The sequence below is a fragment of the Actinotalea ferrariae CF5-4 genome (genome assembly GCF_000603945.1).
In the GTDB taxonomy this organism is placed as follows: Bacteria; Actinomycetota; Actinomycetes; order Actinomycetales; family Cellulomonadaceae; genus Actinotalea; species Actinotalea ferrariae.
Genome location: NZ_AXCW01000055.1, coordinates 1 through 25,837, shown reverse-complemented (window position 1 = coordinate 25,837; position 25,837 = coordinate 1). Strand labels below are relative to the sequence as shown.

The 25,837-nt window shown below is 74.7% G+C and carries 24 protein-coding genes; 17 read left to right on the top strand and 7 right to left on the bottom strand.

From position 1 onward, the window contains the following. The 11 genes from N866_RS07085 to pyk all read left to right on the top strand — a co-directional run. Positions 1-230 (top strand): Trp biosynthesis-associated membrane protein (locus tag N866_RS07085; protein WP_034224659.1); only part of this gene is annotated, 230 nt, incomplete at its 5' end. Between the two features lie 72 nt (positions 231-302). Next, positions 303-599, top strand: coding sequence for an HGxxPAAW family protein (locus N866_RS07080; protein ID WP_052022519.1), 297 nt, complete (start codon positions 303-305; stop codon positions 597-599). Positions 600-614: 15 nt separating this feature from the next. Then, the gene (locus tag N866_RS19800) at positions 615-1,058 is read left to right on the top strand and encodes a DUF4190 domain-containing protein (RefSeq protein WP_052022518.1); all 444 of its coding nucleotides are present in this window, start codon (positions 615-617) and stop codon (positions 1,056-1,058) included. A gap of 5 nt (positions 1,059-1,063) precedes the next feature. Then, entirely contained in the window at positions 1,064-1,567 is a 504-nt protein-coding gene (locus tag N866_RS07070; RefSeq protein ID WP_173406137.1) for a DUF2752 domain-containing protein, read from the top strand. 154 nt (positions 1,568-1,721) lie between these two features. Continuing rightward, complete coding sequence (gene trpC, locus N866_RS07065; RefSeq protein ID WP_034224651.1) at positions 1,722-2,534, top strand: indole-3-glycerol phosphate synthase TrpC; 813 nt, start codon at positions 1,722-1,724, stop codon at positions 2,532-2,534. A 255-nt stretch (positions 2,535-2,789) separates the two neighbouring features. Then, positions 2,790-4,088 carry a tryptophan synthase subunit beta gene (gene trpB, locus N866_RS07060; RefSeq protein ID WP_081802412.1) on the top strand — a complete coding sequence of 433 codons (1,299 nt, stop codon included), beginning with the start codon at positions 2,790-2,792 and terminating at the stop codon, positions 4,086-4,088. Then, positions 4,085-4,936: a tryptophan synthase subunit alpha gene (trpA, locus tag N866_RS07055; protein WP_245612412.1), complete on the top strand. Its 852-nt coding sequence runs from the start codon at positions 4,085-4,087 to the stop codon at positions 4,934-4,936. Before trpB ends, trpA begins: the two co-directional genes overlap by 4 nt. 5 nt (positions 4,937-4,941) lie before the next feature. After that, on the top strand, positions 4,942-5,853 hold the full coding sequence (gene lgt, locus N866_RS07050; protein ID WP_034224645.1) for a prolipoprotein diacylglyceryl transferase: 912 nt from the start codon (positions 4,942-4,944) through the stop codon (positions 5,851-5,853). Positions 5,854-5,994: 141 nt separating this feature from the next. Further along, positions 5,995-10,554 carry a glutamate synthase large subunit gene (gene gltB / locus N866_RS07045; RefSeq protein WP_052022517.1) on the top strand — a complete coding sequence of 1,520 codons (4,560 nt, stop codon included), beginning with the start codon at positions 5,995-5,997 and terminating at the stop codon, positions 10,552-10,554. Beyond that, complete coding sequence (locus N866_RS07040) at positions 10,547-12,028, top strand: glutamate synthase subunit beta (protein ID WP_034224628.1); 1,482 nt, start codon at positions 10,547-10,549, stop codon at positions 12,026-12,028. Before gltB ends, N866_RS07040 begins: the two co-directional genes overlap by 8 nt. 88 nt (positions 12,029-12,116) lie before the next feature. Then, positions 12,117-13,544, top strand: a complete 1,428-nt coding sequence (gene pyk, locus N866_RS07035; RefSeq protein ID WP_034224626.1) for a pyruvate kinase — start codon at positions 12,117-12,119, stop codon at positions 13,542-13,544. A gap of 127 nt (positions 13,545-13,671) precedes the next feature. Here the strand turns inward: pyk and N866_RS07030 are convergent, their stop codons facing one another. The 3 genes from N866_RS07030 to N866_RS07020 all read right to left on the bottom strand — a co-directional run bounded on the left by N866_RS07030 (position 13,672) and on the right by N866_RS07020 (position 17,114). Continuing rightward, positions 13,672-14,949, bottom strand: a complete 1,278-nt coding sequence (locus tag N866_RS07030; RefSeq protein ID WP_173406136.1) for an FAD-dependent oxidoreductase — start codon at positions 14,947-14,949, stop codon at positions 13,672-13,674. A 115-nt stretch (positions 14,950-15,064) separates the two neighbouring features. Beyond that, positions 15,065-15,508, bottom strand: a complete 444-nt coding sequence (locus N866_RS07025; RefSeq protein ID WP_034224625.1) for a DUF4383 domain-containing protein — start codon at positions 15,506-15,508, stop codon at positions 15,065-15,067. Positions 15,509-15,674: 166 nt separating this feature from the next. Beyond that, positions 15,675-17,114 carry an NAD(P)/FAD-dependent oxidoreductase gene (locus tag N866_RS07020; RefSeq protein WP_081802410.1) on the bottom strand — a complete coding sequence of 480 codons (1,440 nt, stop codon included), beginning with the start codon at positions 17,112-17,114 and terminating at the stop codon, positions 15,675-15,677. 97 nt (positions 17,115-17,211) lie between these two features. Here N866_RS07020 and N866_RS07015 point away from each other — a divergent pair, with 97 nt between their 5' ends. The 4 genes from N866_RS07015 (at position 17,212) to N866_RS07000 (ending at position 21,149) form a co-directional block, all read left to right on the top strand. Continuing rightward, a complete protein-coding gene (locus N866_RS07015) occupies positions 17,212-17,727 on the top strand; it encodes a metallophosphoesterase family protein (RefSeq protein ID WP_034224622.1) in 516 nt (171 codons plus the stop codon). Positions 17,728-17,825: 98 nt separating this feature from the next. Next, positions 17,826-18,530: a LamB/YcsF family protein gene (locus N866_RS07010; protein WP_052022521.1), complete on the top strand. Its 705-nt coding sequence runs from the start codon at positions 17,826-17,828 to the stop codon at positions 18,528-18,530. Continuing rightward, entirely contained in the window at positions 18,527-20,236 is a 1,710-nt protein-coding gene (locus N866_RS07005) for a 5-oxoprolinase subunit B/C family protein (RefSeq protein ID WP_052022516.1), read from the top strand. The genes N866_RS07010 and N866_RS07005 overlap by 4 nt, the downstream gene beginning before the upstream one ends. A 43-nt stretch (positions 20,237-20,279) precedes the next feature. After that, positions 20,280-21,149 carry an SMP-30/gluconolactonase/LRE family protein gene (locus N866_RS07000; RefSeq protein WP_034224618.1) on the top strand — a complete coding sequence of 290 codons (870 nt, stop codon included), beginning with the start codon at positions 20,280-20,282 and terminating at the stop codon, positions 21,147-21,149. A 126-nt stretch (positions 21,150-21,275) separates the two neighbouring features. Here the strand turns inward: N866_RS07000 and N866_RS06995 are convergent, their stop codons facing one another. From N866_RS06995 to N866_RS06985, 3 genes are all read right to left on the bottom strand, one after another. Continuing rightward, positions 21,276-21,521, bottom strand: a complete 246-nt coding sequence (locus tag N866_RS06995; RefSeq protein WP_034224615.1) for a hypothetical protein — start codon at positions 21,519-21,521, stop codon at positions 21,276-21,278. A 129-nt stretch (positions 21,522-21,650) separates the two neighbouring features. Then, the gene (locus N866_RS06990) at positions 21,651-22,058 is read right to left on the bottom strand and encodes an ATP-binding protein (protein ID WP_052022515.1); all 408 of its coding nucleotides are present in this window, start codon (positions 22,056-22,058) and stop codon (positions 21,651-21,653) included. Positions 22,059-22,147: 89 nt separating this feature from the next. Beyond that, the gene (locus N866_RS06985; protein WP_081802408.1) at positions 22,148-23,581 is read right to left on the bottom strand and encodes a hemolysin family protein; all 1,434 of its coding nucleotides are present in this window, start codon (positions 23,579-23,581) and stop codon (positions 22,148-22,150) included. 271 nt (positions 23,582-23,852) lie between these two features. Between N866_RS06985 and N866_RS06980 the strand changes: the two genes are divergently transcribed. Both N866_RS06980 and N866_RS06975 read left to right on the top strand, forming a co-directional pair. After that, positions 23,853-24,956 (top strand): TerC family protein, encoded by a 1,104-nt coding sequence (locus N866_RS06980; RefSeq protein ID WP_245612411.1) that lies wholly within the window; start codon positions 23,853-23,855, stop codon positions 24,954-24,956. Between the two features lie 116 nt (positions 24,957-25,072). Then, positions 25,073-25,414, top strand: a complete 342-nt coding sequence (locus N866_RS06975; protein WP_034224612.1) for a cupin domain-containing protein — start codon at positions 25,073-25,075, stop codon at positions 25,412-25,414. Between the two features lie 21 nt (positions 25,415-25,435). Here N866_RS06975 and N866_RS21325 read toward each other — a convergent pair. Continuing rightward, positions 25,436-25,837: alpha/beta family hydrolase (locus tag N866_RS21325; protein ID WP_034224609.1), on the bottom strand; the 402-nt coding region annotated here is incomplete at its 5' end.

Genomic DNA, 25,837 nt, shown 5'->3' with positions numbered 1-25,837 from the left:
CGACGCCGGCGGTGTGGGTCGCGCTCCTCGCCGGCGCGCTCGCGACCGCCGTCGGTCTCGCGGTGCTGCTGGTCGCCGGTCGATGGGCCGTGGGCGGTCGCCGCCACGACCGTCCGGACGGCGGGGGCGAGCCCACCGCCGCGGTGCCGTCCGCCGACCGGCCTCGCGCGACCCCCGCGGACGACCAGGACGCGTGGGACGCCCTCAGCCGCGGCGAGGACCCGACCTGACACCCCGGAAACCCCCGGCCCCCGCGCACCCGTCCGATAAGGTGCGGCCAGTCCACGAAAGGCACGAAGGCAATGGCTGACGAGTCCCTCGACAGAACGACGGAGAAGGTCCACCTCCCGGTGGCCTCGCCCCCGCGCAACCACGGTCACACGCTGGCCGCGTGGGTCACCGTCATCGTCGTGATGTCCGGTTCCCTGGTCGCGGCGCTCGCCGTCCTCTTCGCCATCCCGTGGCTCTTCTGGGTGGGCATGGCGGTCGTCGTCGTCGGCGGGGTCGTCGGCTACGTCCTGAAGATGCTCGGGTTCGGCCAGCCCACAGGTACCACCGCGCGCGGGCGCGGTCACGGCGCGGACCGCGCCGCCCACTGACAGCGAGGAGACGACGTGAGCAACCCGACCGGTCCCCAGGACCCGTACGGACAGCAGGGGGACGGCTCCTCGTGGCAGGGTCAGGGTGGCGCTCACGCCGGCGGTGACATGGGCGGCGGCTACTCCGCCCCGCCGCCGCCCCCCGGGTACTACGGCGGCAGCGCCGGAGGCCCGATGTACCCCGGGACCGAGAAGAACAACCTGGGGGTCTGGGCCCTCGTCCTCGGCATCGTCGGCGTGGTCTGCTGCAGCTTCACCGCGATCCCCGCGATCATCCTCGGCAACAAGTCGAAGGAGGCGGCGGCCCAGGGTCTGGCGAACAACGGCTCGTTCGGGCAGGCCGGTGTGATCCTCGGCTGGGTGGGCGTGGCGCTGCTGCTCCTCGGCCTGGTCTGGGTGTTCGCCCTCGGCGGCCTCGCGGTGATCTCGGAGAGCACGTCCGGCACGACCGGGTACTGACGCCCGTGAACCGCACGCAGCACGTCCACCGGGCGGTCCCCGACACGGGGCCGCCCGGTGCTGTGTCCGGTGCTGTGTCCGGGGCCGTCCCGGGGCGGGCCGCACCCGGCGGTCACCGCCCGTGGGCCGGGCCGGCCGCCGTCGGGCTGCTCACCTCCGCCGCGACCCTCGTGCTCGCGGTCCGGTCACCGTACGAGACGGGGAGCTACGGCGTCTGTCCTCTGCTGGCCGTGACCGGTCTGTGGTGCCCGGGCTGCGGCGGGCTGCGCGCGGTGCACGCGCTGACGCAGCTCGACCTGGCGGCCGCCTGGGGGATGAACCCCCTCTTCGTCGTCGGCGCGCCGCTCCTGGTCCTGGCCTGGGGCCTGTGGCTGGCCCGGAGCCTCGGACGCGGGCCGTCGGTCTGGGGTCGGGCCACGTGGCCGGCGTGGGCGTTCCTGGTCGTGTCGGTCCTCTTCGCCGTCCTGCGGAACGTCCCGGCCCTCGAGCCGTGGCTCGCCCCGGTATGAGCCACCGCCGGGCGCCGGCTGCGCCCTCGGCGGGTCCGGCAGGTCCGTCGGCCGCTGGTCCAGCAAGCGGGCGTGGCGAGGGCCACATCGTGGCGGCCCTACGATGGCGGGCATGGAGCGGCGGGGGAGCCGCGTCCCGACAGGAGGTGTGGCGATGACGGTCCTGGACGACATCGTCGCGGGAGTGCGGCAGGACCTGGCGGAGCGCGAGGCCCGGACGCCCCTGGCGGCGGTCAAGGAGCGTGCGGCGCGCGTCCCCGGTGCGAAGGAGTGCCTGGGACGCCTGCACGACGAGGAGGCGGTCGGCGTCATCGCCGAGGTCAAGCGGTCCAGCCCGAGCAAGGGGGCGCTGGCGGCGATCACCGACCCGGCCCAGCTGGCCACGCAGTACGAGCTCGGGGGCGCCGCGGCGATCTCCGTGCTCACCGAGCAGCGTCGCTTCGGGGGCAGCCTCGCGGACCTCGACGCGGTGCGTGCGGCCGTGGACGTCCCGGTCCTGCGCAAGGACTTCGTCGTGACGCCGTACCAGGTGTGGGAGGCGCGGGCGCACGGGGCCGACCTGGTCCTGCTCATCGTGGCCGCCCTGGAGCAGACCGTCCTGACGTCGCTCGTGGAGCGCGTGCACTCGCTCGGGATGACCGCGCTGGTCGAGGTCCACGACGAGGAGGAGGTGTCCCGCGCCCTGGACGCCGGGGCGCGGTGCGTGGGGGTCAACGCCCGCAACCTGAAGACCCTCGACATCGACCGGACGACGTTCGCCCGGCTGGCGCCCCTCATCCCGGACGGCGTGGTGCGGATCGCGGAGTCCGGCGTGCGGGGTCCGCACGACGTCATGGACTACGCCCGCTCCGGTGCCGACGCGGTGCTGGTGGGCGAGAGCCTCGTGACCGGGCGTGACCCGCGGGACGCCGTCGCGGACCTCGTCGCTGCGGGAGCCCACCCGTCCCTGCGCGCCGTCCGCCACTGACGCACCCGCCGTCGGCTCCTCGGGACCCCTCGGATCGGGGCAGCAGCGCGGCAGCGCGTGCGGCCCGCCCGCTGTACCGGTCCTGAGACGGGACGGGGCGGCCGGGACGGGACGGCGAGAATCGCCGGACGACCGCCGAGCCCCCCGGGGCCCGGCGATGCGGTGAGCACCTGCCCAGCACGAGAGCCGGCACCAGCCGGCCGGCACGAGAGCCCAGCACGACGGGGACGACGCACGACCAGGAGTGGACCACCCATGACGCAGCAGAGCGCGGACCGACCGACGACCCTCGCGGGCGGGAGGCAGGGTCCGCCGGAGCCGGAGCTCGGTCCCGTCGCCGCCCTCGCCGGCGCCGGCCCGTACTTCGGCGACTTCGGCGGGCGGTTCGTGCCCGAGGCCCTCATCGAGGCGCTGGACGAGCTGGACGCGGAGTACGGGAAGGCGAAGGCGGACCCGGCGTTCGCCGACGAGCTCTCGGCCCTGCACCGGACCTACACCGGTCGGCCGAGCATCATCACCGAGGTCCCCCGCTTCGCGCAGCACTGCGGCGGGGTCCGGGTCCTGCTCAAGCGCGAGGACCTCAACCACACCGGGTCACACAAGATCAACAACGTCCTCGGCCAGGCGCTGCTCACGCGCCGCCTGGGCAAGAAGCGGGTCATCGCCGAGACCGGGGCGGGCCAGCACGGCGTGGCGACCGCGACGGCGGCCGCCCTCTTCGACCTCGAGTGCGTCATCTACATGGGCGAGGAGGACACCCGCCGCCAGGCGCTCAACGTCGCCCGGATGCGGCTGCTGGGCGCCGAGGTGGTCCCGGTGACCACCGGTTCGCGCACGCTCAAGGACGCCATCAACGAGGCGCTGCGCGACTGGGTGACCAACGTCCAGACGACGAACTACGTCTTCGGGACCGTCGGGGGGCCGCACCCGTTCCCCGCGATGGTCCGCGACCTCCAGCGGATCATCGGCGTCGAGGCGCGGGCGCAGGTGCTCGACCTCGTCGGCCGGCTCCCGGACGCCGTCACCGCCTGCGTGGGCGGCGGGTCGAACGCGATCGGCATCTTCCACGCCTTCCTCGACGACCCGTCCGTGCGGCTCCTCGGCCTCGAGGCCGGCGGCGACGGGGTCGAGACCGGGCGGCACGCCGCCACGATCACGGGCGGGGCGCCGGGCGTCCTGCACGGGGCGCGCTCGTTCCTCCTGCAGGACGAGGACGGGCAGACCGTCGAGAGCCACTCGATCTCCGCCGGGCTCGACTACCCGGGCGTCGGCCCGGAGCACGCGTGGCTCGCGAGCATCGGCCGCGCGGAGTACCGGCCCGTGACCGACGCCGAGGCGATGGAGGCGTTCCGGCTGCTGTGCCGGACCGAGGGGATCATCCCGGCCATCGAGTCGGCGCACGCCCTCGCCGGGACCATGCGCCTCGGCCGCGAGATGGCGGAGGCGGGCCACCCCGACGCGGTCATCCTGGTCAACCTGTCCGGACGGGGCGACAAGGACGTGGAGACCGCGGCACGGTACTTCGACCTGCTCGACGAGGGAGCGCCGCAGTGACGGACGACCAGCTGACCAGCGACCGCACGACGAGCGGGCCGGTGACCAGCCGGACGGCGCAGCGGCTGGACGAGCTCCGCGCCGAGGGGCGGGCCGCGCTCGTCGGGTACCTGCCCGTCGGCTTCCCGGACGTGGAGGGCTCCATCGCCGCCGCGACGGCGATGGTCGAGGCCGGCGTCGATGTCGTCGAGCTGGGCGTGCCGTACTCCGACCCCGTCATGGACGGCCTGGTCATCCAGCACGCCGTCGAGCACGCCCTCGCCGGTGGCGTGCGCGTGCGCGACACGCTGCGCGTGGTCGAGGCCGTCGCCGCGACCGGGGCGCCGGTCCTCGTCATGACCTACTGGAACCCCGTCGTGCGGTACGGCGCCGAGGCCTTCGCCCGCGACATCGCGGCGGCCGGGGGCGCGGGCCTCATCACGCCCGACCTCATCCCCGACGAGGCGGGCGACTGGCTCGCCGCCAGCGACGCGCACGGCCTGGACCGCGTCTTCCTCGTGGCGCCGAGCTCGACCCCGGAGCGGCTCGCGCTGACCGCACGGTCGAGCCGGGGCTTCGTCTACGCCGCCTCGACCATGGGCGTGACCGGCACCCGGGCGACCGTCGGCGCCGACGCCGCGCGGCTCGTCCGCGACACGCGCGCGGCTGGCGCGGACCACGTGTGCGTGGGGCTCGGCGTCAGCACCGGCGCGCAGGCGGCCGAGGTCGCGGCCTACGCCGACGGCGTCATCGTCGGCAGCGCGTTCGTCCGGGCGCTGGCCGACGCGCCGGGCCGCGAGGAGGGCCTCGACGCCCTCCGGGGCGTCGTGGGCGAGCTCGCGGCCGGCGTCCGGTCGGTGACGCGGTGACCGGCCTGACGGGGCTCACCGGGCTCACCGGGCTCCTGCCCGCCGCCATCCCGAGCCCGCCCGAGTCGGTCTGGTACCTCGGACCGGTCCCGCTGCGGGCCTACGCGCTGGCCATCCTCGCCGGGATCGCGGCCGCGGTCTGGCTCACGCAGCGGCGCTGGGCCGCGCGCGGGGGAGACCCGGAGACCGTCCTGGAGATCTCCTACTGGGCGGTCCCCTTCGGCATCGTCGGCGGCCGGATCTACCACGTGCTGTCCTCCCCGGACGCCTACTTCGGGGCGGACGGCAACCCCGCCAAGGCCTTCGCGATCTGGGAGGGCGGACTCGGCATCTGGGGCGCGATCGCCCTCGGTGCCGTGGGGGCCTACATCGGCTGCCGGCGGCAGAAGGTCAGCTTCGCGGTCTTCGCCGACGCCGTGGCCCCCGGCCTGCTCGTGGCGCAGGCCATCGGCCGGCTCGGCAACTGGTTCAACCAGGAGCTCTTCGGCTCGCCGACGGACCTGCCGTGGGGCCTGCGCATCGACCCCACGAGCCCCACGTTCCCGGACGGGCTGCCCGCCGACACGCTCTTCCACCCGACGTTCCTGTACGAGATGCTCTGGAACCTCGCCGCGGCGGCGGTGCTCATCTGGGCCGACCGGCGCTTCCGCCTCGGGCACGGCCGCGTCTTCTGGCTCTACGTCGTGCTCTACACGGCGGGCCGCGTGTGGATCGAGGCCCTCCGCATCGACCCCGCCGAGACGGTCCTCGGGCTGCGTCTGAACGTCTGGACGTCCATCCTGGTGGGTTGCGCCGCGCTGGTAGCCTTTGCCGTGGTCGGACGTCGCCACCCCGGGCGCGAGACCACTGTGCAGCTGCAGTCCCCGGACGGCCAGGACGTCGATGCCGTGGGACGGGCTGAGGCGGACGGGCGCTGAGCCGACGACGTCGCGCGGTCAGGGACCCCGCTCCACGTCGCCGCGAGCACCCGCCATCGACGCAACGGGCCGACGGCGTCCCGGTGTGAACCCCCCGATCAGGACCTGGGCGCTGCCCAGGTGACAGCGAGGACGGTACACATGAACCGGCCGGCTCACAGCGCCATGCCCGCAGCCCAGGGTCTCTACGACCCCGCCGCCGAGCACGACGCCTGCGGTGTCGCCTTCGTCGCGACGCTGCGGGGCACGCCCGGGCGTGACATCGTCGACGCCGGGCTGACCGCGCTGCTCAACCTCGACCACCGCGGCGCCGTCGGCGCCGAGACCGACAGCGGTGACGGGGCGGGCATCCTCACGCAGATCCCCGACGCCTTCCTGCGCGACGTCGTCGACGCGGAGCTCCCGGCGCCCGGCCACTACGCGATCGGCATGGCGTTCCTGCCGACCGACCCCGACGCCCTCGCGACGGCGGTCCGCGACGTCGAGGCGCTCGTCGCCACCGAGGGCCTGGAGGTCCTGGCCTGGCGGGACGTCCCGGTCACCGCCGAGCTCGTCGGGCCCACGGCCCGCGCGAGCATGCCGGTCTTCCGCCACCTGGTCCTCGCCGACCCGGCGCGGGCCCTGGCCGGCCTGGACCTGGACCGGCGGGCCTACCGCGTCCGCAAGCGCGCCGAGCGCGAGCTGGGCCTGTACTTCGCGTCGCTCTCCGCACGGACCCTGACCTACAAGGGCATGCTGACGACGGCGCAGCTCGAGCCGTTCTTCCCGGACCTGTCGGACCCGCGCTACGCGTCCGAGCTGGCGCTGGTGCACTCCCGGTTCTCCACGAACACGTTCCCGTCGTGGCCGCTCGCGCAGCCGTTCCGGCTCATCGCGCACAACGGTGAGATCAACACGGTCCGCGGCAACCGGAACTGGATGGCCGCACGCCAGTCGACCCTGTCGAGCGAGCTCCTCGGGGACCTGACGCCCCTGCTGCCGGTGTGCACGCCCGGCGCCAGCGACTCGGGCAGCTTCGACGAGGTCCTCGAGCTGCTCCACCTCGCCGGCCGCAGCCTGCCGCACGCCGTGCTCATGATGGTCCCGGAGGCGTGGGAGAACCACGCGGAGATGGACCCGGACCGGCGGGCGTTCTACGAGTACCACGCCTCCCTCATGGAGCCGTGGGACGGCCCGGCCGCGCTGACCTTCACGGACGGCACCGTCATCGGCGCCGTCCTCGACCGCAACGGCCTGCGCCCGGGCCGGTACTGGGTCACCGACGACGGCCTCGTGGTGCTCGCCAGCGAGAGCGGCGTGCTGGACCTGGACCCCTCGACCATCCGCGAGAAGGGCCGCCTCGAGCCGGGGAAGATGTTCCTCGTCGACACCGGTGCCGGGCGGATCGTCGAGGACAAGGAGATCAAGGCCCACCTCGCCGCGCAGCGGCCCTACGCGCAGTGGGTGCAGGACCACTCGGTCTTCCTGGACCAGCTGCCGGAGCGGGAGCACGTCCAGCACAGCCCCGCCTCGGTCCGCCGGCGGCAGCGCGCGTTCGGGTACACCGAGGAGGAGCTGCGCGTCATCCTCACGCCGATGGCGGCGTCCGGCGCGGAGCCGCTGGGCGCGATGGGCTCGGACACGCCGATCGCCGTGCTCTCCGAGCGGCCGCGGCTGCTGTTCGACTACTTCACCCAGATGTTCGCGCAGGTGACCAACCCGCCGCTGGACGCGATCCGCGAGGAGCTGGTCACCTCGATCGGCGGCGCGATCGGCCCGGAGCCGAACCTGCTCTCGGACGTCGCCGAGCACGCCCGCAAGCTCGTCCTGCCCTTCCCGGTGCTGGACAACGACCAGCTCGCGAAGATCGTCCGCATCGACCGGGACCCGCACCTGGCGGGCGTCTTCCGGACGACGACGATCAAGGGCCTCTACCGGGTCGACGGGGGCCACGAGGCGCTCGAGAAGCGGCTGGAGAAGATCTTCGCCGAGGTGGACCAGGCCGTGGAGGAGGGCGTCTCCTTCCTCGTCCTGTCCGACCGCGACTCCAACGCCGACCAGGCGCCCATCCCGTCGCTGCTGCTGTCCAGCGCCGTGCACCACCACCTCCTGCGCCGGCACACCCGCACGCGGGTCAGCCTCGTCGTGGAGGCGGGCGACGTGCGCGAGGTGCACCACGTCGCGCTGCTCGTCGGCTTCGGCGCGGCCGCGGTCAACCCCTACCTCGCCATGGAGACGGTCGAGCGGATGGCCCGTGAGGGTGCGCTCGGCGACGTCGACCCCGAGAAGGCCGTCGCGAACCTCATCAAGGCGCTCGGCAAGGGCGTCCTGAAGGTCATGAGCAAGATGGGCATCTCGACCATCGCCTCGTACCGGGGTGCGCAGGTCTTCGAGGCCGTCGGCCTGGCGCAGGACGTCATCGACCGGTACTTCGCCGGCACGACGAGCCGGCTCGGCGGGGTGGGCCTGGACGTGCTCGCGGCGGAGGTCGCCTCCCGGCACGCCGACGCGTACCCGGCGTCGGGCAACCCGCAGGCGCACCAGCGCCTCACCGTCGGCGGCGAGTACCAGTGGCGCCGTGACGGCGAGCAGCACCTGTTCGACCCGGAGACCGTCTTCCGGCTCCAGCACTCCACCCGGACGCGTCAGCTCGACGTCTTCCGGCAGTACACCCGGCGGGTGGACGACCAGGCGCGACGCCTCATGACGCTGCGCGGGCTGCTCACCTTCGCCGAGGGGGTCCGGCCCCCGGTCCCGCTCGAGGAGGTCGAGCCGGTCAGCGAGATCGTCAAGCGGTTCAACACCGGGGCGATGTCCTACGGGTCCATCTCCGCCGAGGCCCACGAGACGCTGGCGATCGCCATGAACCGCCTGGGCGGCCGGTCCAACACCGGCGAGGGCGGGGAGGACCCCGACCGCCTGCACGACCCGGAGCGCCGCAGCGCGATCAAGCAGATCGCCTCCGGCCGGTTCGGCGTCACCGCCGAGTACCTGACGAACGCGGACGACCTGCAGATCAAGATGGCGCAGGGCGCCAAGCCCGGTGAGGGCGGCCAGCTGCCCGGCAACAAGGTCTACCCCTGGGTGGCCAAGACCCGGCACTCCACGCCCGGGGTCGGCCTCATCTCGCCGCCGCCGCACCACGACATCTACTCGATCGAGGACCTGGCGCAGCTCATCCACGACCTCAAGAACGCCAACCCCGCGGCGCGGGTGCACGTCAAGCTCGTCAGCGAGTTCGGCGTCGGCACGGTCGCGGCGGGCGTCTCCAAGGCGCACGCCGACGTCGTCCTCATCTCCGGGCACGACGGGGGCACCGGTGCGAGCCCGCTCACCTCGCTCAAGCACGCGGGGACGCCGTGGGAGATCGGGCTCGCCGAGGCGCAGCAGACGCTGGTGCTCAACAGCCTGCGCGACCGCATCGTGCTGCAGGTCGACGGCCAGATGAAGACCGGTCGCGACGTCGTCGTCAGCGCGCTGCTGGGCGCGGAGGAGTTCGGCTTCGCCACGGCGCCGCTCGTCGTCAGCGGCTGCGTCATGATGCGCGTCTGCCACCTGGACACCTGCCCGGTGGGCGTCGCGACCCAGAACCCGGAGCTGCGCGCCCGGTTCACCGGCAAGCCCGAGTTCGTCGAGACGTTCTTCGAGTACGTCGCGACCGAGGTGCGCGAGTACCTCGCCGCGCTCGGCTTCCGCTCGGTCGAGGAGGCGGTCGGCCACGTCGAGTCCCTCGACACCCGGGCCGCCGTGGACCACTGGAAGGCGTCGGGGCTGGACCTCGGCCCGGTCCTGGCCCGCCCCGAACCCGCGCCGGGCACCGCGCTGCACCACACGACCGCGCAGGACCACGGCCTGCACAAGGCGCTGGACAACCAGCTGATCGCGCTGGCCGCGGACGCCCTGGAGCGGCGGGAGCCGGTCCGCATCTCCCTGCCCGTCCGCAACGTCAACCGGACGGTCGGCACGATGCTCGGCCACGAGGTGACCAAGCGGTACGGCGGCGAGGGCCTTCCCGACGACACCGTCGACGTCACCCTCACCGGCTCGGCCGGGCAGTCGCTCGGCGCCTTCCTGCCCCGGGGCGTCACCCTGCGGCTCCTCGGCGACGCGAACGACTACGTCGGCAAGGGGCTGTCCGGTGGCCGGGTCGTCGTCCGGCCCGACCACGCCGCGGTGCTCTCCGGCGACCGCGACGTCATCGCCGGCAACGTCATCGGCTACGGCGCGACGGCCGGGGAGATCTTCCTGCGCGGCGTCGTCGGCGAGCGGTTCGCCGTGCGCAACTCCGGCGCCACGCTCGTCGTGGAGGGCGTGGGTGACCACGGCTGCGAGTACATGACCGGCGGCACGGTGCTCGTCCTCGGGCGCACGGGCCGCAACTTCGGCGCGGGGATGTCGGGCGGCTACGCCTACGTCCTGGACCTGCGCCCCGGGGCGGTCAACGCGCCGGCCCTGGCTGCCGGGGAGCTCGCCCTCACCGCGCTGGGCGAGGAGGACGCCGCCGTGGTGGAGCGCCTCCTGCGCCGTCACCACGAGGAGACGGGGTCGCTGCGCGCGGCCGAGCTCCTCGCGGACCTGCCGGCCTCGCTCGAGCGCTTCACGCGCGTCGTCCCGACCGAGTACGACCGGATGCAGGCGACGCTCGCCAGCGCCCAGGAGCAGGGCCTCGACCTGTCCGCCCCCGGTGTGTGGGACAAGATCCTGGAGGTGTCCCGTGGCTGACCCGCGCGGTTTCCTGAAGGTCCGTGGCCGGGAGGTCCCCGCGTCGCGTCCGGTGCCGATCCGCCTCATGGACTGGCGCGAGGTGCACCAGCACCGCTCCACCCTGGAGGACCCGGAGTCGGCCGTCGTGCTGCACCGGCAGGCCGGGCGCTGCATGGACTGCGGCATCCCGTTCTGCCACTCCGGGTGCCCGCTGGGCAACCTCATCCCCGAGTGGAACGACCTCGTCTACAAGGGCCTGTGGTCGGAGGCGAGCGACCGGCTCCACGCGACCAACAACTTCCCCGAGTTCACCGGCCGGATCTGCCCGGCGCCGTGCGAGACCTCGTGCGTGCTGGGCATCACCGAGCCGCCCGTGACGATCAAGAACGTCGAGGTCTCCATCGCGGAGGAGGCGTTCGCCCGCGGGCTCGTCACGCCCCAGCTGCCGCACTTCCTCACCGGCTCCACGGTCGCGGTCGTGGGGTCCGGCCCGGCCGGCCTGGCGGCGGCGCAGCAGCTCACGCGTGCCGGCCACACCGTCGCCGTCTTCGAGCGGGACCAGCGGATCGGCGGGCTCCTTCGCTACGGCGTGCCGGACTTCAAGCTCGAGAAGGAGCTCATCGACCGCCGGATCGCGCAGATGGAGGCCGAGGGCACCCGGTTCCGCCCCGGTGTGGAGATCGGCGTGGACATCACGTGGAAGGAGCTGCGCGCGCGCTACGACGCCGTCGTGGTCGCGACGGGGGCCCTCGTGCCCCGGCGCCTGCCCGTGCCCGGCAGCGACCTGGCGGGCATCCACGTCGCCATGGACTACCTGCACCAGGCGAACGACGTCGTCGCGGGCGTCGAGGTGCCCGACCAGGTCGTGGCGACCGGCAAGCACGTCGTCATCATCGGCGGCGGGGACACCGGCTCGGACTGCCTCGGGACCGCGCTGCGCCAGGGTGCGGCGTCCGTGACCACGCTCGCGATCGGCAAGCAGCCCCCGGTCGAGCGGCCGGAGAACCAGCCGTGGCCGGTCGACCCCGTGCTGTACGAGGTCTCCTCCTCCCACGAGGAGGGCGGGGAGCGCAGCTACCTGGCCTCGACCGTCGCGTTCGAGGGCGACGCCCACGGCCACGTCACGGGGCTGCGCGTGGCGACCACCGAGTACCTGCCGGACGGGCGCCGGGTGCCCATGAGCGGGACGGAGTCGGTCATCCCGGCGGACCTCGTCCTCGTCGCCATGGGGTTCACCGGGCCGGAGGTCGACACGCTGACGGAGCAGACCGGCGCGGACGTCACGGGCCGTGGCCTGGTCGCGCGCGGGGAGGACTACGCGACCTCCGTCCCGGGCGTGTTCGTGGCCGGCGACGCCGGCCGTGGCCAGTCGCTCGTGGTGTGGGCGATCGCGGAGGGTCGGGCTGCGGCCGCCGCCGTCGACAAGTACCTTCGCGGGAGCAGCGAGCTCCCCGTCCCGGTGACACCGAGCACCCGGGGCCTGCGCCCCTAGGCGACGCAGACGTTTACCACAGCCACGGTGGCCCGTCCGGGGACCGTGGCCCGAGGGGCCCAGGGCCCCACCGACATAGGCTGGAGACATGCGCAGAGCCAAGATCGTTTGCACCATCGGACCGGCGACCGCGTCGCCCGAGCAGCTCCAGGCACTGGTCGACGCCGGCATGGACGTCGCGCGGATCAACCGCAGCCACGGCGACGCGTCCGAGCACGAGGTCGTCTACCACAACGTCCGTGCCGCGGCCCAGGCCGCCGGCCGCGCCGTCGCCGTGCTGGTCGACCTCCAGGGCCCCAAGATCCGCCTCGGGCGCTTCGCGGAGGGCAAGCACGAGCTCGCCGAGGGTGACGTCTTCACCATCACCACCGAGGACGTGCCGGGCACCAAGGAGCTCGTCTCCACCACCTACAAGGGCCTGCCGGGCGACGCGAAGGTGGGCGACCGGATCCTCATCGACGACGGCCGCGTGGCCGTGCGGATCACCGCCGTGGAGGGGCCGCGGGTCGTCACCCGTGTCGAGGTCCCGGGGCCGGTGTCCAACAACAAGGGCCTCAACCTGCCCGGCGTCGCGGTCAGCGTGCCGGCCATGTCGGACAAGGACGAGCAGGACCTGCGCTGGGCGCTGCGCCTGGGCGCGGACATCATCGCCCTGTCCTTCGTGCGCAGCGCGGCGGACTACGAGGACGTCGCGCGGATCATGCGCGAGGAGGGCCGCACGGTCCCGGTCATCGCCAAGGTCGAGAAGCCGCAGGCGGTCGAGAACCTCGCGGAGATCGTCGACGCGTTCGACGGCGTGATGGTCGCGCGCGGCGACCTGGGCGTGGAGCTGCCGCTCGAGCAGGTCCCGCTGGTCCAGAAGCGCGCGATCGAGCTGTCCCGCCGCTCGGCCAAGCCGGTCATCGTGGCGACGCAGGTCCTGGAGTCGATGATCTCGGCCCCCCGCCCGACCCGCGCGGAGGCGAGCGACTGCGCCAACGCCGTGCTCGACGGCGCGGACGCGGTCATGCTCTCCGGCGAGACGAGCGTCGGGGACTACCCGATCGAGGCCGTGCGCACCATGGCGCGGATCATCGAGAACACCGAGGAGCACGGCTTCGAGCGGATCGCCCCGCTCGGGTGGACGCCGCAGACCCGTGGTGGCGCCATCACCCGCGCCGCCGCCGAGATCGGCGAGACGCTCGGTGCCAAGTACCTCGTGACCTTCACGCAGTCCGGTGACTCGGCGCGGCGGGTCTCGCGCCTGCGCGCCCACATCCCGCTGGTCGCGTTCACGCCGGTCAAGCACGTCCGCAACACCCTCGCGCTGAGCTGGGGCGTGCAGACGTACGAGGTGCCGACGGTCGAGCACACCGACGCGATGGTGCGGCAGGTCGACCAGACCCTCCGCGCCAACGGCATGGCCGAGGACGGCGACCTCGTGGTGATCGTCTTCGGCGCGCCGGTCGGCGTGCCGGGTACCACGAACTCGCTGACGGTGCACCGCATCGGCACGGAGGCCCAGCCCCAGGGCTGAGCCCCGCCGCGGAGGACGGCCTCGCCCCTCCGACAGCTGCACGACGACGCCCCCGGGAGCCTGCGCTCCCGGGGGCGTCGTCGTCGCGGGCCTCCGCCTCCCATGGCGGGCGTCCCGCGGCGGGGGGTCAGCGCCGGGTGTCGGCGGCGTACGGGGTGACCGCGCCCCCCGTCGCGACGGCGCGGTCCGCGTCCTCCAGCACCAGGTCGTGGTCGATCGCGACCGCCGCGCGGGCGCCGTCCGCCGCCGCGGTGACCACCTGGGCCTGGGGGACCGCCACGTTGCCCGCGGCCCAGACCCCGGGCACCCCCGTCGCGCCGTTCTCGTCGGTGCGCACGTGCTCGCCGAACGGGCCGGCCTCGAGGCTCACCCCGGTCCCGAGGAGCAGGTCGTCCCGGGCGACCAGCCGCGGCTGCACGACGACGGCGTCGCACGGCAGGGCGCGCCCGTCGTCGAACCGGATGCCGACGAGACGGTCGTCGCGGACGAGGAGGGCGTCGGCGGTGCCCTCGACGACCTCGACGCCCGTCGCGGCCAGGCGGGCGCGGGCGACGTCGTCGAGGGGGTCACCCGTGTAGCGGTGCAGGAGCAGCGTCACGGCCGAGGACCACTGCCGGACGGTCAGCGCCTTGTCGACCTCCGCCGCGTGCGTGGCGATCACGACGAGCCGCTGGTCACGGTGCTCCCAGCCGTGGCAGTAGGGGCAGTGCAGCACGTCCCGACCCCACCGCTCGGTCATCCCGGCGACCTGCGGGAGGTCGTCGCGCATCCCGGTGGTCACCAGGACGCGCCGGGACCGCAGCGTGCTGCCGTCGGCGAGCGTCACGGCGAGCGGCGCGGCCGGACCCTCGGCGTCGGTCTCGCCGCGCTCCACCGCGGTGACCGTCCCCTCCTGGAGCCGCACGCCGTACCGCTCGACCTCGGCCCGCCCGCGTGCCACGAGGTCCCGGGGCGGGATGCCCTCGTTGCCGAGGAAGCCGTGCACGTGGTCGGCGGCCGCGTTGCGGGGACGGCCGTCGTCCACGACGACGACGTCACGGCGCGAGCGGCCGAGGAGCAGTGCGGCGCTGAGTCCGGCGGGTCCGCCGCCGACGACGACGACGTCGTGCACCCGGTCCGCGTCCGGGCGCGCGTCCGACCCAGGGGCGGTCTCCGGGCGGCTGGCCGTGACGAGCCGGACCTCGGTGACCCGTCCGGGTGTGCCGCCGCCGCGCAGGACGGTCAGGAGGCGGTCGACGTCCCGCGCCGCCCCGCTCACGCGGATCTCCACGGTGCCGTCAGCCATGTTCTGCGCCTCGCCGTGCAGGGCAAGCTCCTCCAGGCGGCGGCGGGTCCACCACCGGAAGCCCACACCCTGGACACGGCCCGAGACCAGGACGGTGGCGGTGAGCTGGCTGGGGTCCACGTGCGCTCCTCGAGGACGGACGGACGGAGGACGGACGGCTGGCACGCGCGAGGGGCGGCCCGGTGTGGACCGCCCCTCGGCAGGTACGGCGGGGCGACTCCCGCCTCGCGTCGGATCAGACGCGGTCGCGGTGGCGGTCCGGCCACAGCGCGATGGCCAGGCCCGCGAGGGCGCTGACGATGTGCAGGCCGTTGTCGGCCCCGTTGATGTTGAGGAAGTTGATGTCCTCGTTGTTCACCGCGACGAGCCCGTAGAGGAAGGTCGCGCCGTAGCCGATCGCGAGGAGCCACCCGTAGGTGCGCGCGCCCCGCCGGGTCTTCCACAGCGCCACACCGGCGGCACCGATGATCAGGTGGACGATGTTGTGCAGCGGGTTCACGTGGAAGCCCAGGAGGCTCTTGCTGTCGTCGTGCGCCGCGAACCCGTCGAAGCCCGTCACGGCGAAGCCGGCGAGCCCGACGAGCAGGTAGATGACGCCAATGGCGAGCGCCAGGTACTGGTAGGGCGCCCGGTCGGTCGTGCCGGTGGTCGCGTTCGTGCCGGTCGTGGGATGGGACATCGGTTCCCCCGTCGTCGATGCTCTGTCGAGGCGGTGGGGCGCCGTGCTCCGGCACGCTCCGGCCCGCCTCCTGTCGGTCCAGCATGCGGGCACTGGGACGTCGTCGCATCTGGGCGAGCTCCGGACCCGGGACCCCGACGGGCGTCCGCGAGGGCGTCCGGGCCGGTCACCGACCTCGCTCGAGGTCCACCAGAGCGGCCAGCGCCTGCCGGGCCCGGACCTGCTGGAGCGTGGCGGTCCGCTCGGAGCGGCCGCGGCCGATGAAGCTCACCGCCCAGTGCAGGAGCGTGGTGACCCGGTTCTTGAAGCCGATGAGGTAGAAGACGTGGACCGCGAGCCACATCACCCACGCCGGCACGCCGGAGAGCTCCAGGCCCTTCACGGCGGCCACCGCGTGGAAGCGCGAGACCGTGGCCATGCTGCCCTTGTCGCGGAAGCGGAAGGGCTGCGTGCCGGTCGCGCCACCCAGGCGCCGGCCGATCTGGCGGGCCCTGTGCCGCCCCGCCTGCATCGCGACCTGCGCGACGCCGGGGAGGTCGTCCAGGGCCATCATGTCGCCGATGACGAACACCTCCGGGTGCCCGGGCAGCGAGCAGTCCGGCTGGACGTGCACCCGGCCGGCCCGGTCGGTCCGGGCCCCGGACTGCTCGGCGAGCAGGGTGCCGAGGGGCGAGGCGGCGACGCCGGCCGCCCAGACCTTGCACTGGGCCTCGATCCGCAGGGTGCTCCCGTCCTGCGCCCGGAGGTCGACGCCGTCGGCGTCCACGCCCGTCACGAGCCGTCCGAGCTGGATCTCCACGCCCAGCTCCTCGAGCTGCCGTGCGGCGGCCCGGGAGAGCCGTTCGCTGAAGGTGCCGAGGATGGTCGGGGCCGCGTCGACGAGCACGATGCGGGTCTCCCGGGGATCGATGTGGCGGAAGTTCCCCTGCAGGGCGCGATGGGCGAGCTCCGCGATCTGCCCGGCCATCTCGACGCCCGTGGGCCCGGCGCCCACGACGACGAACGTCATCAGGCGGCGCCGCTCGTCGGGGTCGCTCGCCAGCTCCGCCAGCTCGAACGCGCCGAAGATCCGCCCCCGGAGCTCCAGGGCGTCGTCGATGCTCTTCATGCCCGGCGCGTAGCGCGCGAAGTGGTCGTTGCCGAAGTAGGACTGCCCTGCGCCCGCGGCGACGACGAGGCTGTCGTACGTCGTCGTCGTCGTGCCGCCCGGGGACGTGGACGTGACCTCGCGTCCGGCGAGGTCGATGTCGGTGACGGTCCCGAGCAGCACCCGTGCGTTGCGCTGACGGCGCAGGACGTCCCGGGTCGCCGGGGCCACCTCGCCCTCGGACAGGATGCCGGTGGCGACCTGGTAGAGGAGGGGTTGGAAGAGGTGGTGGCCGGTGGAGGCGACCATCGTCACCTTGACCCGGGGGTCGCGGGCGAGGGCCCGGGTGGTGAAGAGGCCGCCGAAGCCCGAGCCCACGACGACGACATGGTGCCGGTCACGGGACCCGCCGGTCGAGCGAGCCGGGGAGCGGTCTGCGAGGCGTTCGGTGGAGTGGTCTGCGGTGTGGTCGGCGGGCCGGTCTGCGGTGCGCGGGGCGGGCGTGCCCGGTGCGTGCATGAGAGTCTCCTCGAGTCGGTCCGTCGACCGTAGGTCGGGCTCGGCGGCGCCGCCCGGCGGGCGCCGGACCCACCTGGGTCGTCAGGAGAGGAGCGTCGTGGTCCGTGCCCTGCTGCTGGCCGACACGCACTGGCCGCGTCGGGCCAAGGACCTGCCCCCAGCGGTGTGGGACGAGGTGGACCGGTGCGACGTCGTCGTCCACGCGGGGGACTGGGTCGACGTGGGCCTCCTCGACGCGCTGGAGCGGCGGGCGGCACGCCTCGTGGCGTGCTGGGGCAACAACGACGGTCCGGCGCTGCGGGCACGGCTGCCCGAGGTGGCCCGCGCCACTCTCGACGGGGTCCGGCTCGCCGTCGTCCACGAGACGGGGGCGGCCGCCGGTCGGGAGCGGCGCGCCGAGGCGGCGTACGGCCCGGACACCGACGTGCTGGTGTTCGGCCACAGCCACATCCCGTGGGACACCACCACCCCGGGTGGGCTGCGCCTGCTCAACCCGGGCTCGCCCACGGACCGCCGTCGCCAGCCGTACGCCACCTTCATGACTGCGGCCGTCGGCGCCGGGGTCCCGGGCCACGCGGCCGTGACCGTCCACCGCCTCCCGCCCCGCTGCTGACGCGGGCGCGCCGGACGGGCCGGCCGGGGGCGCGCAGGTGCGACGCTTGACCCGTGGACCTCAACAGCGACGTGGGTGAGTCCTTCGGGGCGTGGACGATGGGTGACGACGCCGGGGTGCTGGCGCACGTCACGAGCGCGAACGTGGCCTGCGGCTTCCACGGAGGCGACGCGCGGACCGCCCGCGCCACCTGCGGGCTCGCGGTGCGCCACGGCGTCGTCGTCGGGGCGCACGTGTCCTACCGCGACCTGGCCGGGTTCGGCCGGCGCTTCCTGGACGTCGACCCGCACGAGCTCACCGACGAGGTGGTGTACCAGGTCGGGGCGCTGCAGGCGCTCGCGCGCGTGGCGGGCACGGCCGTGCGCTACGTCAAGCCGCACGGCGCGCTGTACACCGCCATCGCGCACCACGAGGCGCAGGCCGGGGCGGTCGTCCGCGCGGTGGTGGAGGTCGACCCGACGCTGCCGCTCCTGGCCCAGCCGGGCAGCGTCGTCGCGCGGCTCGCGCAGGCCGCGGGGCTGCGGGTGGTGCCCGAGGGCTTCCCCGACCGCGCGTACACCGCGGACGGGCGGCTCGTCCCGCGCTCGACGGCCGGTGCGGTCGTCCACGACCCGCAGGAGGTCGCCCGGCGCGCGGTGCGCCTCGCCCTGGACGGCACGACCACGACCGCGGACGGCGACCGCGTCCTCCTCGCCGTGGAGAGCCTCTGCGTGCACGGGGACACCCCGCAGGCCGTGGCGGTCGCGGCGGCGACCCGCGCCGCGCTGGACGAGGCCGGGGTCCCGGTGGCGACCTTCCTGTGACGCCGCCCGTCCCGCCGGTCGCGCCGGTCCCACCCGTCGCGTCGGTGCTGCCGGTGGGGGACCGGGCGCTGCTCGTCGAGTGCGCGGGCTCGCCGGAGGCGCTCGCGCTGTGGCGGCGGCTGCTCGCGGCGCGCCCCCGGGGCGTGGTCGAACCGGTGGTGGCGGCGCGGACCGTCCTCGTGCGGGTGGAGGAGGGCGGCCTCGACCGCGTCCGGCGGCTGCTCGAGGCGATGGTGGCCCCGGGCGGCGGGGCGGACGACGGGGCCGGCGCGGGCGTCGGTGCTGCGGGGCGGCCTCCGGACGACGACCTCGCGGCCGCGGGCCGGGAGGTCGTGCTGGACACGGTCTACGACGGGGCCGACCTCGCCACCGTCGCGGACGCGCTGGGGTCGAGCGTCGAGGCCCTCGTCGCCCGGCACGCGGCCACCCGCTGGACGTCGGCGTTCCTCGGGTTCGCCCCGGGCTTCGCGTACCTCACGGCCGAGGACTGGCCGGAGGTCGCGCGGCACGACACCCCGCGGACCCGCGTCCCGGCCGGCAGCGTGGCGGTCGCCGGCCCCTGGTCGGCGGTGTACCCGGCGCCGTCACCGGGCGGCTGGCAGCTGCTCGGGCGCACGAGCGCTGCGGTGTGGGACGTGGACCGGCCGGTTCCCGCCCTCCTGGTCCCGGGTACGCGCGTCCGGTTCCGGGCCTGCCGCGCCGACGCCGTCGTACCCCGGGGCACGGTCCCCTCGACCACCCGGGTCCCACCGGCCACCCCGGGCCCGCCCGTCACCCGGGTCCCGCCGCCCGCCTCCCCGGCCGGAAGGGCGCGGCCGTGCCTGGAGGTGCTGCGGACCGGCCCGCTCTGCCTCGTGGAAGACCTCGGCCGGCGCGGGCACCTGGCGTCGGGCGTGCCGACCAGCGGCGCGCTGGACCGGCGTGCCGCCGTGGCGGCGAACCGCCTGGTCGGCAACGACCGGGACCGGGCGGTCCTCGAGGTCCTCCTCGGGGGGCTCGTCGTGCGGGCGCTGGACGACGTCGTGGTCGCCGTCGCCGGTGCGCGCGCGCCGCTCGCCCTCGAGGTCGACGGCGTCGTGGTGCGGCCGGTGCCCGGGCGGCCGGTCCTCCTGCCGGCCGGCGCGACGCTGACCCTCGGGACCCCGGAGCAGGGGCTGCGCACCTACCTGGCCGTCCGCGGGGGGTTCGACGCCCCGGCCGTCCTCGGCAGCCGGGCGACGGACCTGCTGTCCGGGCTCGGCCCGCCCCCTGTCGCTGCGGGCGACGTGCTGCCCGTGCTCCCGCCCCCGGGGGCGGCCGTGCCCGCAGCGGCCGACGACGCCGCGCACGACGTCCCACCCGGACCGGACCACCTCGTCCGGGTGGTGCCGGGTCCCCGCGCGGACTGGATCACGCCGCGTGCCCGTGCCCTCCTGCTGTCGCGTCCGTGGGTGGTCACCGACCGGTCGAACCGGGTCGGCCTGCGGCTGGCCGGGCCCGTCCTGGACCGGGCGACGACGGCGGAGCTCCCCAGCGAGGGCACGGTGCCCGGTGCGGTCCAGGTCCCGCCGGACGGCCGGCCGGTCGTGTTCCTCGCCGACCACCCCGTGACCGGGGGATACCCGGTGGTCGCCGTCGTCCGCGACGCGGACCTCGACGCACTGGCGCAGGTCCGGCCCTGCGAGCGGCTGCGCTTCCGGGAGGTTGCGGATCCCCGGCCGGGATGATGCCGTGGGCGTCGTCCGCCGGACCCCCGACCGAGGAGGACCCATGACGCCCCGGGCTGCCGAGCAGGTGACCGCTGCGATCACGTACCACGGGGAGGGGCCGTGCTGGTGGCCGGGCTGGGGTGGGCTGCGCTGGGTGGACCTGCTCGCCGGCGACCTGCTGACGCTGCGCGGGGACGGTCGGGTCGACCGGCTGCACGTCGGTGACGTCGCCGCCTTCGTGCGGCCCCGGTCGGGCGGCGGCTACGTGGTGGCGGTCGAACGCGGCCTCGCGCTGGCGGACGCGCCCGACGCCGTGCCCGTGCCCCTGCCGCCGCTCTGGGAGGACCGGGGCGTCCGGATGAACGACGGGGGGTGCGACGCCGCGGGCAACCTCTGGGCCGGCTCGATGGCGTACGACGGGCGTGCGGGCGGGGGAGACCTGTGGCGCGTCGACCCGCGCGGCGGCGCCACGGTGGTCCTGCCCGGCACGACGATCGCCAACGGCCTCGCCTTCCCGGCCGACGGCGGGCCGGCCTGGTTCAACGACAGCGGCGAGGGCCGGACCCAGCGCCTGACGGCGCCCGCGGGGGACTGGCCCGGCGTCGGCACGGGGGAGCTGGTGGCGAGCACGGTCCACCGGCCGGAGGAGGGTGTCCCCGACGGTCTCGTGCTCGACGCCGAGGGCTGCGTCTGGACGGCGCTGCACGGCGCGGGACGCGTCGTCCGGCTGTCCCCGGAAGGCCGGGTCCTCGACGTGGTCCTCGTCCCGGCGCACCAGGTCACGGCGTGCACCCTCGGCGGGGCGGACCTGCGGGACCTCTACATCACGACGTCGCGCGAGAACCTGGCCGACCCCGAGCCCGAGGCGGGTGCGCTGTTCCGGGCGCGCGTCGAGGTGCCGGGCGTCCCCGTCCTGCCCTTCGGCGGCTGAGCCGGCAGGGCCGGCGGGCACCGCCTGACGGTGCCCGACGACGCGGAACGGCGGGGCGCCCCGTGGGGCACCCCGCCGTTCGTGTGCGCGCGCGACGGACCGGTCAGCCCGGCCGCCGCGTGGTGGTCACCGGATCTCGACGTGACCCTCGCCGCGGTGGTCGGGGTCGTCGTGCACGTGGTCGTGTCCGTGGTCGTGGTCGTGGTCGTGCCCCGACGTCGAGCCGGGCTGCGGGCCCGGCGAGGGCGCCCCGTCGAACGGGTTGGCCGGGTGGGTCGGGTCCGTCAACGGGTCGACCGTCTCCGGCGGGTTCTCCTCGCGTCCCCCTCCGGGGTTCGTCCCGCTCACGGGTACGTCGCGGTGGTGGTCCATGGTGGTCCTCCGGTCCTCGGCTGCACCCCCCGGTGGGGGCGCTCTGCTTTCTCGATCAGCGTGCGCTCCGGGGACCGGGTCCGCAAACGCAGGTCGCCACCTCGCCCGGGACAGGCCGGACGGGTCGGCTCACCCGCGGAAGGTGCAGTCCGGGGCGAGCGTCAGCCAGACCGTCTTGCCCCCGGTGACCCGGTCGCGCGTGACACCCCAGTCCTCGCAGAGCGTCTCGACGAGCTTCATCCCGTGGCCCCCGAGGTGGGCCGGCCGACCGGCGTCGACGGTGGGCGACGTCCCGCTGCAGTCGCTGACCTCCATCCGCAGGAGGTTCCCGTCGGGACGGACACCGACGCGGACGACCCCGTTCGTGCCCCCGAACTTCACCGCGTTGGTGACCAGCTCGGAGGCGAGGAGCTCGACCACCGCGAGCGTCTGCGGGCCGACGCCGAGGTCCCGGGCGGCGCGGACGGCGAAGGAGCGGCCTCGGCGGATGGAGTCGCCGGTCGCGTCGAGAGTCACCTGCTGGTGCGGAGCCTTCATGCGGCCTCGGGTCGGGGGGAGGGGCTCCCGCACGCTAGCAGAGGCCCTCGCGGCCCGCCGGGGCGGCTGGACGACCGCGGGGCCACGTCTCAGCCCCGGGAGCCCGCGTCCCCGGTGGTGCGCGGGTACGACTGCTGGGGATCGCCGTCGTCCGCAGCGAGGGCCGCGTCGGCCCTGGCCTCCGCCGCGACGTCGTCGGGCCCCGGGGCCGGACGCGTCGCGCCGGTCGGCGCGGTGGCGCCCGAGCGGGGTCCGACGGTGAGGGGCCGGACGAGGAGGCGGGTGATCCGCCGGTTCTGCACCTCGGTGACGACGACCTCCTGGGTGCCCACGACGACGACGTCGCCCTCCGTCGCGAGCCGGCCGAGCCGGTCGAGGACGAATCCCGCGGCGGTCTCGTACGGCCCGTCCTCCAGGTCCACTCCGGTGCGCTCGGCGAACTCCTCGATCGTCAGCCCCGCGTCGATGACCGTCGGACCGCCGGGGACGTCGTCGCGCCGGTCCTCGAGGTCGTACTCGTCGCGGATGTCCCCGACGAGCTCCTCGACGAGGTCCTCCAGGGTCACGATGCCGTCCGTGCCCCCGTACTCGTCGACCACGACGGCGATGTGCACCCCCTCGCGCCGCATGCGCGACAGCGACGGGAGGACGCGGTTGGTCGAGGGCAGGTGGAGCACCTCGCGGCTGAGCCGGCGCACCGTGGTGGACGCGGCGGCGCCCAGCAGGTCCCGGACGTGCAGGAAGCCGATGACGTCGTCGAAGTCCTCGCCGGTGACCGGGTAGCGGGAGTAGGGCTTGTCCCCGACCTCCTGCACGGCCTCCGCGACGGTGAGCCGCGCGGGGAGGAAGGCGACCTCCCCCCGGGGTCGCATGACCTCGCTGAGGGAGCGGTCCGCCGCGTCGAACACGTCGTTGAGGATGCGGCGCTCGTCGTCCGCGAGCCCCTCGTGCGCGATGACGAGGTCGCGGAGCTCCTCGTCCGTCATCTCCTCCGACGTCGCGCGGGGGTCGCCGCCCAGGAGGCGGATCACCGCGTTGGTGGACACCGAGAGCAGCCAGATGACCGGGCGCATCAGGCCCGCGAAGCGGTCCAGCGGGGGTCCCACGACGAGGGCGACGGTGGCGGCGCGCTGGAGCGCGAGCCGCTTCGGCACGAGCTCGCCGAGCACGAGGGACAGGTAGGCGATGACGAGGGTCAGGGCCACGAGGGAGGCCGGCTCGGAGAGGTTCTCGGGCACGCCCACCTGCTCCAGGACGGGCACGAAGTCCGGGGCGAGGGTCGAGGCGCCGTAGGCCGCCGAGAAGAAGCCCGCCACGGTGACGCCGATCTGGACGGCGGCGAGGAACCGGTTCGGGTTCCGCGCCACGGCAGCGACCCGTGCGCCGCGGTGCCCCTGCTTCTCCAGGCGGTTGACCTGGCTGTCGCGCAGCGAGACCAGCGCCAGCTCCGTGCCGGCGAACAGGCCGCCCAGGAGGATGAACCCCAGGACCAGCGCGATGTTCGTCAGCGTGTCCTGGTCCATGCCGCACCCCCTCGGGTGAGCGGTGCTCCGCTCGGTCGGGGGGCGCCGGGACTGCAGGGATCGTCCATGGGACGAGTGAACGGAAAGCCGGCCCGTCCCGTCAAACCGTGCGCCGACGGGCGGGCCCGACCCGGCAGGGAACCTGAGCGCCTCCGGGGCCCGGGGCCGGACGCACGAGTGCCGATGATCGGGACGTCACCTATCCTCGGGAGGCCGTCCGTGGCCCGCTGCGGGCGCGACCGCAGCGGCCACCGACCCTCAGGAGACGCTTGTGCTGCCCTTCGAGACCACCGCGACGCCCGGCTCCGGGATCACGACGATCGCCGACCCCGCGCTCTGGGGCATCACCATCGCGGGCGTGCTCGCCCTGCTCGTCATGGACTTCGTCATCACGCGCAAGCCGCACGAGGTCTCGATGAAGGAGGCGGTCGGCTGGAGCGTGTTCTACATCGCGCTGCCGCTGGCGTTCGGGGCGTGGATCTGGTCGCGGTTCGGCTCCCAGACCGGCGTCGAGTACCTCACCGGGTACCTGGTGGAGAAGTCGCTGTCCGTCGACAACCTGTTCGTGTTCATGCTGCTGCTGTCGGCGTTCGCCGTCCCCGCCGCGCTGCAGCAGCGGGTCCTGCTCTTCGGGATCGCCGGCGCCCTCGTCCTGCGCGGCATCTTCATCGCCCTCGGGGCTGCCGTCCTGGCGAACCTCTCCTTCGCCTTCCTCATCTTCGGCGCCATCCTGCTGGCCACCGCCGTCAAGATCCTCCGCGACCAGATGTCCGAGGGCAGCCACGACGTCGACGTCTCCGAGATGCGCTCGGTGAAGCTGCTGCGTCGCTTCATGCCGGTCACGGACGACTACCGCGGGCCGCGTCTGGTCGTCCGGGAGAACGGGCGGCGGATGCTGACCCCGCTCGCCGTCGTCGTGACCGCCGTCTTCGCGACCGACGTCGTCTTCGCCGTCGACTCCGTGCCGGCCGTCTACGGCATCACCGGTGACCCGTACCTCGTGTTCGCCACGAACGCCTTCGCCCTGCTCGGCCTCCGCGCCCTCTACTTCGTCCTCCAGGGCGCGCTGAGCAAGCTCGTGCACCTCGGGTACGGGCTCGCGGCCATCCTGGGCTTCATCGGGGTCAAGCTGGTGCTGCACTGGGCCCACGGCGTGTGGCCGGGCGTGCCGGAGATCCCGACGGTGCTCTCGCTCGTCGTCATCGTGCTGGTGCTCGCGGTGGTCACGGCCACGAGCCTCTACGCCACCCGGGACGTCGAGGACCCGAAGGGCTCCGCCCACGTCGCCGAGCCCGGAGGCCACCGCCACGACCACACGGCCGGCCCCGAGCGGGTCCGGGCGTCCGACGACGCCCGCCGCGACGGGTCCGCCTGAGCGACGCCTCTGCCTGAGCGACGCCTCTGCCTGACCCACCAGCGCCCCGGCCTCGGGATGCTGGCGGGCGGCGGGCGTGCTGGGATGGTGCTCCGGACAGAACGAGGAGGGCTCCGATGCCGGACCTGGTGGCGATGGCCCGACAGCACCTCGAGCTCGCGCGTGCGGGCGAGAACGGCCGGAGCGCGGAGCTGCTCGTGCACGACGGCGTCCTGCGGCAGACCGTCATCGCGCTCGTGCGCGGCGGACGGCTGGGCGAGCACAACTCCCCGCACGCGGCGAGCCTGCACGTGCTCCAGGGGCGCGTCGAGGTGACGGGTCAGCCGGCGACCGTGGTGGAGGAGGGGTGCCTCGTCGAGCTGGTGCACGCCCGGCACTCCGTCAGCGCCCTGGAGGACAGCGTCTTCCTGCTCACCACGGTGACGGGCCTGGAGGACGAGCAGATCAGCCGCCTGTGACCGGGCAACCCGGAGGCGCCGTCAGTCGCTGACCGGGGGCAGCACCCGGTCGAGCCACGCCCGCACCGCGGCGGCGGTCGCCGGGAGGCCGCGACGGAGCGAGTGGTCCCCGTCGACGACCACGAGCTCCGCGGGCCCGTCGACCGGTGGGACGCCGAACGGGTCGGCGGCGCCCTGCACCACGAGGACCGGCACGCCCGCTGCCGCGAGCTCCGCCAGGCGGTCGGGAGCGTCGGGCCTGCCCGGGGGACGCACCGGGAAGGCGAGGCAGAGCACCGCCGCCGCGTCGCAGGCGGCTGCCGTCCGACAGGCCACGCGCGCGCCCGAGGACCGCCCGCCGACGACGACGGGGAGGCCGGCGAGCGGGCCGTCCGCGAGGGCAGCGACGACGTCCTCCCACCCGGCGTCGAGCGTGGGCGCCCG